Source organism: Eggerthella guodeyinii (assembly GCF_009834925.2).
Lineage (GTDB): Bacteria > Actinomycetota > Coriobacteriia > Coriobacteriales > Eggerthellaceae > Eggerthella > Eggerthella guodeyinii.
Map to the genome: position 1 here is coordinate 857,875 of NZ_CP063310.1, position 13,106 is coordinate 870,980.

11 protein-coding genes are annotated in these 13,106 nt (G+C 66.6%); 10 read left to right on the plus strand and 1 reads right to left on the minus strand.

Annotated elements, in window-relative coordinates; genetic code table 11:
• Positions 1 to 7 precede the first annotated feature (7 nt).
• The 5 genes from GS424_RS03450 (at position 8) to leuB (ending at position 4,634) form a co-directional block, all read left to right on the plus strand.
• Entirely contained in the window at positions 8 to 913 is a 906-nt protein-coding gene (locus tag GS424_RS03450) for a peptidoglycan-binding domain-containing protein (protein ID WP_160943541.1), read from the plus strand.
• A gap of 155 nt (positions 914 to 1,068) precedes the next feature.
• Positions 1,069 to 1,584: a spore coat protein SP96 gene (locus GS424_RS03455; RefSeq protein ID WP_160943542.1), complete on the plus strand. Its 516-nt coding sequence runs from the start codon at positions 1,069 to 1,071 to the stop codon at positions 1,582 to 1,584.
• 155 nt (positions 1,585 to 1,739) lie between these two features.
• The gene (gene leuC, locus GS424_RS03460; protein ID WP_160943543.1) at positions 1,740 to 3,008 is read left to right on the plus strand and encodes a 3-isopropylmalate dehydratase large subunit; all 1,269 of its coding nucleotides are present in this window, start codon (positions 1,740 to 1,742) and stop codon (positions 3,006 to 3,008) included.
• Between the two features lie 14 nt (positions 3,009 to 3,022).
• Positions 3,023 to 3,520, plus strand: a complete 498-nt coding sequence (locus tag GS424_RS03465; RefSeq protein WP_101721612.1) for a 3-isopropylmalate dehydratase small subunit — start codon at positions 3,023 to 3,025, stop codon at positions 3,518 to 3,520.
• 4 nt (positions 3,521 to 3,524) lie between these two features.
• The gene (leuB, locus tag GS424_RS03470; protein ID WP_160943544.1) at positions 3,525 to 4,634 is read left to right on the plus strand and encodes a 3-isopropylmalate dehydrogenase; all 1,110 of its coding nucleotides are present in this window, start codon (positions 3,525 to 3,527) and stop codon (positions 4,632 to 4,634) included.
• Positions 4,635 to 4,727: 93 nt separating this feature from the next.
• On the opposite strand, the gene GS424_RS03475 is transcribed toward leuB, so the two are convergent.
• On the minus strand, positions 4,728 to 6,902 hold the full coding sequence (locus tag GS424_RS03475) for a transglycosylase domain-containing protein (RefSeq protein ID WP_160943545.1): 2,175 nt from the start codon (positions 6,900 to 6,902) through the stop codon (positions 4,728 to 4,730).
• A 161-nt stretch (positions 6,903 to 7,063) separates the two neighbouring features.
• Between GS424_RS03475 and GS424_RS03480 the strand changes: the two genes are divergently transcribed.
• From GS424_RS03480 to GS424_RS03500, 5 genes are all read left to right on the plus strand, one after another.
• Positions 7,064 to 9,532 (plus strand): U32 family peptidase, encoded by a 2,469-nt coding sequence (locus GS424_RS03480; protein WP_160943546.1) that lies wholly within the window; start codon positions 7,064 to 7,066, stop codon positions 9,530 to 9,532.
• A gap of 195 nt (positions 9,533 to 9,727) precedes the next feature.
• Positions 9,728 to 10,939: a tyrosine--tRNA ligase gene (gene tyrS / locus GS424_RS03485; RefSeq protein WP_160943547.1), complete on the plus strand. Its 1,212-nt coding sequence runs from the start codon at positions 9,728 to 9,730 to the stop codon at positions 10,937 to 10,939.
• A 154-nt stretch (positions 10,940 to 11,093) separates the two neighbouring features.
• The gene (locus tag GS424_RS03490; protein WP_160943548.1) at positions 11,094 to 11,519 is read left to right on the plus strand and encodes a hypothetical protein; all 426 of its coding nucleotides are present in this window, start codon (positions 11,094 to 11,096) and stop codon (positions 11,517 to 11,519) included.
• 48 nt (positions 11,520 to 11,567) lie between these two features.
• Positions 11,568 to 12,029, plus strand: a complete 462-nt coding sequence (locus GS424_RS03495; protein WP_160943549.1) for an RNA polymerase sigma factor — start codon at positions 11,568 to 11,570, stop codon at positions 12,027 to 12,029.
• Complete coding sequence (locus GS424_RS03500) at positions 12,026 to 12,841, plus strand: anti-sigma-I factor RsgI family protein (protein WP_160943550.1); 816 nt, start codon at positions 12,026 to 12,028, stop codon at positions 12,839 to 12,841. Before GS424_RS03495 ends, GS424_RS03500 begins: the two co-directional genes overlap by 4 nt.
• Positions 12,842 to 13,106 lie beyond the last annotated feature (265 nt).

A 13,106-nucleotide genomic window follows, 5' to 3' on the forward strand; every position in this document is an offset into this window, starting at 1 on the left:
CGCTACCATGACGCTCATGGAAACCATTAAGCGACATGACACCGGTCCCGCGGTCGAAGACGTGCAGCAGCGCCTCGTCACCATCGGGCTGCTCGATCCCGCCGACGTCGACGGGGCGTTCGGCGATACCACGGCCGAGGCCGTGCAGGCGTTCTGCGGCGGCGCGGGCCTGCCCCTCACCGACGAGGTGACCGAGAAGGTGTGGGCGGCGCTCGTCGACGCCTCGTTCACGCTGGGTGACCGCACCCTGTACCTGCGCATGCCGCACTTCCACGGCCACGACGTGCTGGAGCTGCAGCATGCGCTGGGCGCGCTCGGCTTCGCCTGCGGCGCCACCGACGGCATCTTCGGCGCGTTCACCGAGCTTGCGCTGCGCAAGTTCCAGCTCAACCTGGGCCTGCCGTCCGACGGCATCGCCGGCGCCTACACGTACGCCGCCATCCGCAACCTCCACCATTCGTGGGAGGGCAAGGAAGCGGTGCACGGTTCCAGCCACCTCGGGTTCGCCCGCGCCGCCGACGTGCTCGAGCGCAATGCGCTGTGCCTGTTCGGCACGCAGGATTTCACGCGCAGCGTCGCATCGCGCATGTCGAACCTCGCGCTGGCCACGAACCCCGCATCCAAGATCATGAGCGCCGACTCGCTGCTCGTCGCCCCCGACGACTCGATGCTGCTCGTGCACATCGTCCTGCCGGGCGAGCTGACGGTGACCACCGTGCCGCGCGTCAGCTTCGAGGACGAGGAAACGCTGTCGCTGCGCCTCGAGACGGCCATCGGCGTGGCCGACGCCGTCAACCCGTCGCGCATCGCCGTCGAGCTTCCCAGCACCATGTGGGAGGACGCGGGCGCGGGGCGTTCCGCGCAGCACTTCGCCATCACCCTCCTCGACGCCCTCTGCACCGCGCTGTCGTAGGTCGGCGGGCGTTCTCGTCGCCTCGCCTCACCTGCTACACCATCTGGTGTATTCTCGTGTCGGTTCGATGACGGATGCGCAAAGGGTACTGATTTCCGCAGGTGAGGGCTTTATACTGCTGCCAACAACAACCGATCCGTCGAAAGCAGGTCATCATGGCTGACGATATGAAGAACACCGATCCCAACACCCCGCAGCAGCCCGACGCGGCGCCGCAGCCTCCCGTCACGCCCGAGCCCCCGACCGAGCCGATGCCGCAGCAGCAGCCCCCGATGGGCCAGCAGGTTCCGCCCGCGCAGCCCCAGCCTCAGCCCCAGCCGCAACCGCAGCCCCAGCAGCCGATGTACGGCGCGCCCCAGCCGCAGCCCCAGGCATTCTACCCGCCTGCGCCGCTCATGCAGCTCACCGGCGGCATGAAGTTCGCCTGGCTCGTGGTGGGCGCCCTCATGGGCATCCCGGGCATCATCATCTCGTGGCTCGTGAACGTCGACAAGATGCCGCAGGTGAAGAGCGACGCGCTCAAGTTCACCGTCATCGGATTCGTCATCAACATCGTGTTCTGGTTCATCATGAGTTTCCTGATCACCGGCGCGATCTCCGCTGCGGTGTACGGGATGATGGGAAGCCTGGACTCGGGTTCCTACGGCTACGGCTACCACGGATCCTGGTAATCGACCGGTAAAATCTGTAAATCGCTTCATTATTGAAGAGCCCTCCGGGGCTCTTCCTTTTGCGTGCTAAAGCGAGTGGTACAATGAACGGCGATTTCCAGGAGTTCGCGCGGGGAAGCGCGGGCGCCCGAGACCCACCGCACAAAGGAGCACACATGCCACGTCCCATGACCATGGCGGAGAAAATCCTCGCCGCCCATGCGGGGCTCGACGAAGTGGAGCCGGGTCAGCTGATCGAATGCGATCTCGACCTCGTGCTGTCCAACGACGTCACCGCCCCCATCGCCGTCAAAGAATTCCGCAAGATCGGCGTCGAGAAGGTGTTCGATCCTACGAAGATCGCCCTCGTGCCCGACCACTACGTTCCCAACAAGGACATCAAGAGCGCCGAGCAGGCCAAGATCGTGCGCGGCTTCGCGCGCGAGCAGGGCATCACCCATTACTACGAGGTGGGCTGCATGGGCGTCGAGCATGCGCTGCTTCCCGAGCAGGGCGTCGTCGGCGCGGGCGACCTCATCATCGGCGCGGACAGCCATACCTGCACGTACGGCGCGCTGGGCGCGTTCGCCACGGGCGTGGGCTCCACCGACGCCGGCGTGGGCTACGCCACCGGCAAGGCGTGGTTCAAGGTGCCCGAGTCGCTGCTGTTCAAGATCGAGGGCGAGCTTGCCCCCGGCGTCACCGGCAAGGACGTCATCCTGCACATCATCGGCATGATCGGCGTGGACGGTGCGCTCTACCAGGCCATGGAGTTCACCGGCAGCGCCATTCGGACCATGGGCATGGACGAGCGCATGAGCATCTCGAACATGGCCATCGAAGCGGGCGGCAAGGCCGGTCTCATCGAGGTCGACGACGTGACGCGCGCCTATATGGACGGCCGCACCGAGCGCCCCTACACCGAGTACCATTCCGACGCTGATGCGACGTACGCGAAGGTGTACGAGATCGATGCCGCCTCCATCGTGCCCACCGTGTCGTTCCCGCACCTGCCGTCGAACACGCGCCCGGCCGCCGAGGCGCGCGACGTCAAGATCGACCAGGCCGTCATCGGCAGCTGCACGAACGGCCGCATCGTCGACATGCGCCAGGCCGCCGACGTGCTGCGCGGGCGCACCGTCCATCCCGACGTGCGCTGCATCGTGATCCCCGCCACGCAGGCCGTGTACCGCCAGTGCATGGAGGAAGGCCTCATGGACGTGTTCCTCGACGCGAACTGCGCCGTGTCCACGCCCACGTGCGGCCCCTGCCTGGGCGGCTACATGGGCATTCTGGCCGCCGGCGAGCGCGCCATCGCCACGACGAACCGCAACTTCGTCGGCCGCATGGGCGACCCCACGAGCGAGGTCTACCTGTCCTCGCCGGCCATCGCCGCGGCGAGCGCGGTGCTCGGCCACATCGGCCTGCCCGAAGATTTGGACTAGGAGGGACTGCGACCATGCAATTCAAAGGAACCGCGCACCGGTACGGGCGCGACATCGATACCGACGTCATCATCCCGGCCCGCTATCTGACCACGTCCGATCCGGCCGAGCTGGCGAAGCACTGCCTCGAGGACCTCGACACGTCGTTCATCGAGCGCGTGCAACCCGGCGACATCATCGTGGCCGACGAGAACTTCGGCTGCGGCTCGTCGCGCGAGCACGCGCCCATCGCCATCAAGGCGGCCGGCGTCGACGTGGTCATCGCCAAGAGCTTCGCGCGCATCTTCTACCGCAACTCCATCAACACGGGCCTCGCCATCATGGAATGCCCCGAAGCGGTGGACGCCATCAGCCAGGGCGATGTGGTGAACGTGGACGCCGACGCGGGCGTCATCGTGAACGAGACGACGGGCCAGACCTTCGAGGCCCAGCCGTTCCCCCCGTTCATCCGCGAGATCATCGAAGCCGGCGGCCTGATCAACCGCACGAAAGCGAAGCTTGGCGAGGAGTAGAGCCATGACCAAAACCTACAATATCTGCCTGCTTCCCGGCGACGGCATCGGCCCCGAGATCATCGCCGAGGGCGTCAAGGTGCTGAACGCGGTGGGCGCGAAGTACGATACGGCGTTCTCGTACACCGAGGCGCTGCTGGGCGGATGCGCCATCGACGCGACGGGCGTTGCGCTGCCGGGGGAGACGCTGCGCGTGGCCGAAACGTCCGACGCCGTGCTGCTGGCGGCCGTCGGCGGCCCGAAGTGGGACACCACCGATCCGTCGAAGCCCCGTCCCGAGCAGGGCTTGCTGGGCATCCGCAAGGCGCTGGGCCTGTACACGAACCTGCGTCCCGTGCAGATCTTCGCCGCGTTGGCCGACGCATCCACGCTCAAGCCCGAGATCGTGGACGGCGTGGACATGATGATCGTGCGCGAGCTGACCGGCGGCCTGTACTTCGGCCTGCGCGAGCGCTTCTACGACGAAGAAGGCTGCGGTACGGACGGCGCTTCCGGCCAGCGCGCTTACGACACGCTGGAGTATCGCGAGTACGAGGTCGAGCGCATCGCGCGCCAGGCGTTCGAGGCCGCGCGCAAGCGCCGCAACAAGGTGACCAGCGTCGATAAGGCGAACGTGCTGGAGACGAGCCGCATGTGGCGCGAGATCGTGCACCGCATCGGCGCGGAGGAGTACCCCGACGTGGAGCTCGAGGACCTGCTCGTGGACAACACGGCCATGCAGCTCATCAGCCGCCCCGTCGATTTCGACGTGGTGGTGACCGAGAACATGTTCGGCGACATCCTGTCCGACGAAGCTGCGCAGATCACCGGCTCGTTGGGCATGTTGGCCAGCGCCAGCCTCGGCGACGGCACGGCGCTGTACGAGCCCAGCCACGGCAGCGCGCCCGACATCGCGGGGAAGGGCATCGCGAACCCGCTCGCGCAGATCCTGTCCGTCGAGATGATGCTGCGCTACAGCTTCGACATGGGCGAGGCCGCCGACGACATCCGCCGCGCGGTGACCGCCGTGCTCGACGAGGGCTGGCGCACCGGCGACATCAAGCAGGCCGACACCCCCGCCGACAAACTCGTCGGCACCGTCCACATGGGCGACCTCGTGGTGGCGCACCTGTAGCGGCAGCGCTCCTCGCGTCGCCCCCAAAAAAAAGAAGCGCCCATAAAAGAAGCGCCCATAAAAGAAGCGCCCATCGGGGCGCTTCTTTTATGCTTACGGTTTCGGCCCCTTCGATACGACGATGACCACCTGGCCGTCCTGCACCGATTGACTGATCACCGTGCCCTCCGGCACGGTGTCCGAATACTCCTGCACGTAGCCGGCCTCGTAGCCGTTCAGCAGCTCGATCGCCTGGTCGAACGTCTTGCCCACGGTGCTCGGCGCCGAGTTCACGTCCTTGTCGGCATCTTTGTCGGCGTCGGCGGCATCGTCCTTCTTGGCATCTTCCGCCTTCTTGCCCAGCTTGTTCTTCTGGGCGATGTTGTACGGGTTGTTGTACGGCGGGTCGGCGACGGTGGGGAAGTTCTCGATGGCCTGGCCGTCGGTCGCCCGATCCATGAAGTCCTTCCACAGCGCGTTCGCGGTGAGCGCCGTGTCGGTGGGGACGGCACCGGACGGGTCGCCGATCCACGCGGCGCACGACAGGCTGGGCGTATAGCCCACCAGCCAGTGGTCGGTGAACAGGCTTGCTGTGCCCGTCTTGCCCGCCACGGGCTGCCCGTTGTTCAGCCGGGCGGACGTACCCGTTCCGTTGCTCTGCGTGAACACCGTCTCCAGCACCTTCGTCGTCGCGGCGGAAACCGCTTCGTCCAGCACGCGCTCGCTCGTGTCGCCCGCCTCGTAGATGACGGTGCCGTCGCGGTCGAGGATCTTCGTGATCACCGTGGGGGTGCGCTTGACGCCGCCGCTCGCCAGCGTCGCGTAGGCGCTGGCCATCTCCAGCGGGTTGACGTCGGCCACGCCCTCGGTCGCGGTGTACACGGGATCCATGGGCGAGGTCACGCCCAGGCGGCTCGCCATCTCGGTGGTGGACGCCTGGCCGATGCTGTTCGAAAGGCGCAGGTAGCCGGTGTTCGACGAGATGGCCGTGGCGCTCTGGATGGATTGGATACCGTAGTTCGCGCCGCCGAAGTTCTCGAAGTCCTGGGGCGCGCCGTCCTGGCCCGCCTTCAGGGGCGAAGAGCAATCGACCAGCGTTTGCGGCGAGATGCCCTGCTCGATGGCGGCGGCCAGCGTGAACGCCTTGAACGTGGAGCCGGCCTGACGGCCCGTGCCGCCGTCGCCCGTGGCGATGTTCACCTGGCTCTCGCCTTCGCCCTGGCCGTAGGGCACGCCGCGCGTCATGGCCTTCACCTGGCCGGTCGCCACGTCGACGGCCACGATGGAAGCGTCCAGGTTGTCGGCCATGCTCGCGCGCTGGTCGTCCACCGCCGCCTGCGCCGCATCCTGCATCGCCGGGTCGAGCGACGTGTAGATGGTCAGCCCGCCCTTGAACAGGTCGGCGTACGAGCACCCGTAGGGGTTGTTCTCGTCGAACAACAGCGTGCGCACGTAGCTCGTGAAGTAGGGGTACGCGTAAATGCCGTCCGCAGGCGCGTCGGGCGCCGGATTCAGTCCCAGCTCCTCGGCTTGCGCTTCGTCATGCTCCTGCTGCGTGATGTCGCCGGCCGACAGCATGCGGTCGAGCACCACGTTGCGGCGTTCGAGGCAGTCATCCGGGTACGCCTTGGGGTTGAGGTAGGTGGGCGACTGGGGGATGCCCACGAGCGTGGCGGCCTGCGCCAGCGTCAGGTCGAGCGCCGACACCTGGAAGTAGTTCTGAGCGGCCGCCTCGATGCCGTAGCATCCGTCGCCGTAGTTGATGATGTTGAGGTACTTGACGAGGATATCGTCTTTGCTGAAGCGTTTCTCCAGGTCGACGGCCAACTGCGCCTCGCGGATCTTGCGCTCGAACGAAATGTCGTTCGCTTCTTCGGACAGCACGGTGTTGCGCACGAGCTGCTGGGTGATGGTGGACGCGCCCTCGAGGTCGCCGCCGCGCAGGTTGTTGACGAACGCGCGCGCGATGCCGGGGATGTCCACGCCGGTGTGCTCGTAGAAGCGCACGTCCTCGGTGTCCACCGTGCCCTGCAGCACGTATGGGCTGATCTCCTCGTACGTCACCGGGTCGCGTTTCTCCAGCTGGAACTCGGCCAGCAGCGTGGATTCGTCGCCGGCGTACATCACGGACTCGCGGGACGTGTTGGTGAAATCGGTGTCTTCGATGCTGGGAAGGTCCTTCGTCCAGCCGTCCATGACGCCGAGCACGCCCTGAACCCCCGCATAGCCGACAAAGCACAGGGCTGCCACCGTGACGAGGAGGGCCCATTTCACCGCGTGGGTGCGCATTTCGCGCTGTTTTCGCCGAATTTTCATCGTTCGACTATACTACCATAGCGCTGATACCGAATCGTAACGTTCGGCCGGAGAACTACGGAACTCTCTATACCGGATCGCATCCTGTTCCACGGAGTGCGCGACGTACTACTATATATAGGTAAGGAATCACCATGCAGCATGCCATCGAACTGCTCGCGCCGGCCGGCAACGCCGCGGCGCTCCGTGCCGCCGTGCGCGGCGGGGCAGACGCCGTGTACCTCGGCCTCGAAGCCTTCAACGCCCGCCGCGGCGCCGACAACTTCACGCTGGAGACGCTGTCCGACGCATGCGCGTACGCGCATCTGCGCGGCGTGCGCGTGTACGTGACGTTCAACACCGCCGTGCTGCCCTCCGAGGTGGCGCGTGCGCTCGAGACGGTGCGCCAGGCGTACCGTGCCGGCGCCGATGCGTTCATCGTGCAGGACATCGGCATCGCATCCGAGATCGCGCGCACGCTCCCCGAGGCGCGGCTGCATATATCCACGCAGATGAACACGCACAACGCCGCCGGCATCGAGGCGGCGGCGAAGCTGGGCGCGCAGCGCGTGACGCTCGCCCGCGAGCTGTCCATCCCCGAGATCGCGCACCTTGCGGAGGTCGCGGACGGGTTCGACATGGAGGTGGAATCGTTCGCCCACGGCGCGCTGTGCGTATGCTACTCGGGACAGTGCTTCATGTCGTCGCTCATCGGCGGCCGCTCGGCGAACCGCGGGCTGTGCGCCCAGGCGTGCCGCCTGCCCTACACGCTGCACAACATGGCGCTGCGCAAGAACCTTCCGGCCCCCGGCGAGCACCTGCTGTCTCCCCAGGATCTGTGCACCATCGACCTGCTTCCGCAGCTCGTGGACGCGGGCGTGACCTCGTTCAAGATCGAGGGCCGCATGAAGTCTCCCGAGTACGTGTTCGCCGTCACGCAGACGTACCGTGCCGTGCTCGACCGTGTGCTGGCCGAACGCGCCGCGGAAAGCGGCAAGGCCGTGCGGGCCACCGACGGCGAGCATGCCACGCTGGCCGAGGCGTTCTCGCGCGGCTTCACCACGGCTTATCTGGAAAACCAGCGCGGCAACGACATCATGAGCTACGGCCGTCCGAACAACCGCGGCGTGTTCGTGGGACGCGTGCTGTCGGCGAAGAACGGCATCGCCACCGTCGCGGCCGAGCGCCCGCTCGCGGTCGGCGACGTGCTGGAATTCTGGACGAACAAAGGACACTTCGCCTATACGCTCGACCAGGTGTCGCTCGATGCGCAGGGCAACGTGCGCGTGTCGCCCGACCGGCCGGTGGGGAAGGGCGACCGCGTGTTCCGCGTGCGCAGCGCCGAGGCGGCGTTCGAAGACGACCTGTTCGAGCCGCGCGTGGCGGTGACGGGTCGCGCCGTGCTGCGCATCGGCCAGCCGCTGCGCGTGGAGTTCTCGCTGGCGCCGAGCGCCGCCTACAGCGAAGCGGCCGCGACGGTCGTCGGCTCGGCCGAGGGCGATGCGGTGGAGGCTGCGCGCACGAAGCCGGTGGCCGCCGACGACGTGCGGGCGCATATCGACCGCCTGGGCCAGACCCCGTTCGAGCTCGTGTCGCTCGACGTGGAGCTCGACGAGGGCGTGGGCATCGGCTTCTCGCAGCTGCATCGCGTGCGCGCCGCTGCGCTCGACGACCTCGCGGAGCGGCTGCTCGCACCCACGCGCGACCGTGCGCTGCCGCGCGTGCAGGAGCGCACGGCTCCCGCGCCCGCGCGCCCGCGCGGCGTGCGCATCGCGGCCTGGGCCACGAACCCCGCGTGCGCCCGTGCGGCGAAGCGCGCCGGCGCCGACATCATCTACGTGCCGGCGCTCAACTACAAGCGCGGCGAGGCGGTGGTGGCCGGCCAGCGCTCCTCGACCGCCGAGCAGGCCGGCTATCCGAAGCAGGCCGTCGTCGCCCTGCCCGCCGTCGAGCACGATCAGGTTCCGGGCACGCGCGAGGCGGCCCTCGACTTCGATCCCTGGCGCTACGTCAAGCCGGGCAAGCCGGTCGTCGCCGAGAACCTGGCCGGGCTCGTGCGCGCGGCCGAATTCGGTGCCGAGGTGGAGGTGGGCCCGCACGTGCCCATCACGAACCCGCTGTCGCTGGCCGCCGCCGCCGAGTTGGGCGCGCGGCGCGTGTGGCTGTCGCCCGAACTCACGTTGGGGCAGATCGCCGACATCGCCGAGGATGCGCCGGTCGAGCTCGGCCTCACCATCATCGGCGCCCAGGAGCTCATGGTCACCGAGCACTGCCTGCTCATGAGCCAGGGCCCCTGCGACGAGAACTGCGACGCGTGCCCGCGGCGCAAGAGCCCGCACTACCTGCGCGACCGCAAGGAGTACGAGTTCCCGGTCATCACCGATGCCATGGGCCGCAGCCACCTGTTCAACGGCGTGCAGCTCGACGTGGCGCAGACGCTGCCCGATCTCATCCACGCCGGCGTGACGTCGTTCATGGTGGACACGACGCTCATGAACGTCGAGGAGACGACGAAGGTCGTGCAGCGCGCCGTCCGCGCGCGCAACGTGGCCCACGCCGACGGCAACGCCATCGCCAAAACCCCCGGCACCACCAGCGGCCACCTGTTCAGGGGAGTCTCCTAACCTCCCCTGCGCCCGCGTTGAGCCTCTTGAGCCAACCCATCTCGTGCGGGCGCAACCAACGCCCAACCCACCTCGCGCGGGCGTAAGCGCACCGGGGGCTGCGAGCGCCCCCGCATCCCTCGCAGCCTCCCGCGCCCCTTCCTTGCCCCCTATGATAGAATCATGAGCTACGTGTATATATAGAAAGAGGAGATCATGCTTTCCGCGGAAGAACAACTGCACACCATCGCTTCCGGCGCGGCGCAGATCGTGCCGGAGAGCGCGCTGCTCGAGAAGCTCAAGCGGGGCGAGCCGCTCAACATCAAGCTGGGCGTCGATCCCACGGCTCCCGACATCCATCTCGGACACGCCGTGCCGCTGCGCAAGCTGCGTCAGTTCCAGGACCTCGGCCACGGCGTCACGCTCATCATCGGCGACGGCACCGCGCTCATCGGCGATCCGTCGGGCCGCAACTCCACGCGCCCGCAGCTCACGTCCGAGCAGATCAAGGCGAACGCCCAGACCTACGTCGACCAGGCGTTCAAGATCCTCGACCCCGAGAAGACCACGCTGCGCTACAACTCCGAGTGGCTGCTCGCCCTCGACATGGAGGGCCTGCTGAAGCTGGCCAGCAACTTCACGGTGGCCCGCATCCTCGAGCGCGACGACTTCCACAAGCGCTACACCAGCAGCCAGCCCATCAGCCTGCACGAGTTCCTCTACCCGCTCATGCAGGCCTACGACTCGGTCGTCATCAAGGCCGACGTCGAGCTGGGCGGTACCGATCAGCTGTTCAACCTGCTCGCAGGCCGCGAGCTCATGGAGAAGATGGGTATGGAGCCGCAGGTATGCCTGACGCTCCCGCTGCTCGAGGGCACCGACGGCGTGCAGAAGATGTCCAAGAGCTACGGCAACTACATCGGCCTCACCGACGAGCCCGCCGACATGTTCGGCAAGGTCATGTCCATTCCCGACGAGCTCATGGTGAAGTACTACCGCCTCGCTTCGGCGCTGCCGGTCGACGAGATCGACGAGGTCGAGCGCGGTCTGGCCGCCGACGAGCTGCATCCCAACAAGGTGAAGCGCGCGTTGGCGCAGAACATCGTGGCGGCGTACTACGACGAGGCGGCGGCGCAGGCGGCCGAGGAGCAGTTCGACCTCGTGTTCAAGCAGCACGCCGTGCCCGACGACATCCCCGAGTTCGCAGCCGATCTCACGCCTAACGACGACGGTACCGTCTATCTGGCGAAGCTGCTGGCCGATGCCGGCATGGCTGCCAGCGCCGGCGAGGCGCGTCGCCTCATCGACGGCGGCGGCGTCAAGGTGAACGGGGAGGCCCTTCCCGCGAAGTCCTACAACGTCGATCCGTCGACGCTTGCCGGGGCGACCTTGCAGGTGGGCAAGCGCAAGTTCGTGAAGCTGGTCTAACCGGCAACGCACCGTATCATGCATACAGCAGGCGATCTTCGGGTCGCCTGCTGCGCGTTTCGGAAACTTTTCAAAATGCTTGCAAGGATTCGCGCCCCTCGTTCGTTTTGTAGATGAAGGACGAAACGAACGGACTACAGGAGGACTGAACGCAATGAAGAAGAACGTGATCGCAATCGTGGCCGCCGTGGCGCTGGTGATTTTGGCCGTGCCCACCATCGCATTCGCCAACGGCATGCAGCAAACGTGGTGCCCCGCCGACGGCTCCGGCTCGCTTGCGCACCATGCGATGCGCGCCGCAGGCGACAGCGACGCCGCCGCAACCGTCGGTGCAGCCATCGCCACCGTGCGCGGCGAGTACGTCGATCGCGACAACGACGGCGTCTGCGACAACTACGCCGACGGTCAAGCTGGCTGCACCGGATATATCGACGCAGACAACAACGGCGTCTGCGACAACTACGGTACGGGAGCGCATCACGGCTGCGGCGCCGGCAACGGTACCGGCACCGGCAACGGCGGCGGTTCCGGCTATGGTGCCGGCACCGGCGGCGGTCACCACGGCTGCATGCGTCGCTAGCGTCAGCATTCGACGAACGTGCGATCGGCAGGAGACATCGAGGGGGCGATGGAGCGGCACGGCGACGCCGTGTGGCGCGTGTGCGTGCTGTACTTCCGCGCCCATACCGACGCCCAGGATGCCTTCCAAGACGCGTTCCTGAAGTACGCGCTCGCCGATCACGTGGCGTTCAACGACGACGAGCACCGCAAGGCCTGGCTCATTCGCGTGGCTGCCAATATATGCAAGGACATGCTCAAGGCCGCAGGCCGCCGCGTGGTGCCGCTCGATGCGGCGGCCGAAGCGGCCTGCGCGCCCTCGAGCGACCCGGCCACGCAACCAGCGTCGTTCTCCAGCGAGGTGGTGGACGCCATGCGCTCCCTCGACGATCCGCCCCGTACGCCCCTGTACCTCTCCCTGTACGAGGGGTACACCGCTCCCGAAATCGCGCAGATGGTGGATGCCCCCGTCAACACGGTGTACTCGTGGCTCGCGCGCGGAAAGAAGCTTTTGCAGGAGGTGCTGTCATGATCGATCTCGAAACACGCGTGCGCCAGGCGTTCGACGACGTAACCGTTCCCGACGACGTGAAGCACCGCGCCCTTACCTATATAGCGAGCGTTGCGGAAAAGGCTGAAACGGTGGAAACGAGCCCGGCGGAGCCTGCGCCCGCGCCGCGCAAACGCGCCCGCGGACGCATGCTTCCCCTGCGCCGCGCCGTGGCGGCGCTTGCCGCATGCCTCGTGCTGGCGGTCGTGGGCTTCGGCGGCTTCGCCTATGCGCAACCCACCACCTATGTAGGCATCGACGTCAATCCGTCCATCGAGCTCGGCGTGAACCGGTTCGGCATCGTCGTGCAAGCCGAGGCGCTCAATAGCGATGGGGAGACGCTGCTCGACGCCGTGTCGCTCACGGGGCGCGGGTACGCCGAGGCCCTGAACCTTCTCACGCAAAGCGAGGCGTTCTCGCCCTACGCGCAGGAGGATTCGTATGTGGAGATCAGCGTCACCTCCGACGACGACCGTCAAGCGGAGGCTATCCGCCGGCAAAGCGACGAGTGCCTGAGCGCATTGCCCTGCCGCGGCTCCTGCCACGCCGTCGACGAGGGCACGCGTGAAGCCGCCACCTCCGCCGGCATGGGCGTCGGCCGCTACCGTGCCGCCCTCGAGCTCATGGAGCTCGATCCCAGCGTGACGCTCGAGGAGTGCGCGAGCCTTTCTATGCACGAGTTGCGCGAACGTATCGCGGTGCTTTCTCCCGACGAAGCCGAGGGCGGCGACACCGGAAACGGTCAGCACCGTCACGGCGGCGGTGGGGGACGGCACGGTAAAGAGAGTCGATAATCGGTCGGTATGTGTGGCACTCGTGGAGGGTGCCGCATAACTTTACCGGCTCTATGGCTTTTCACCTGGTGTTTTATGTAGGCACGTGAAAAAGTTCGAATTTTTGCAAAATTACCCATTGCCTTACGTACACCTTACGGGTAATATACAAAACCCGCGTTTGAGGAGAGCGCGGAACGGATCTTCCCCGAAGCACCAAGGAGATGAACGTCCTCCGAACGAGCTTCAAAGAATTTTGAAAAAAGTTCTTGACGGGAAGGCAACG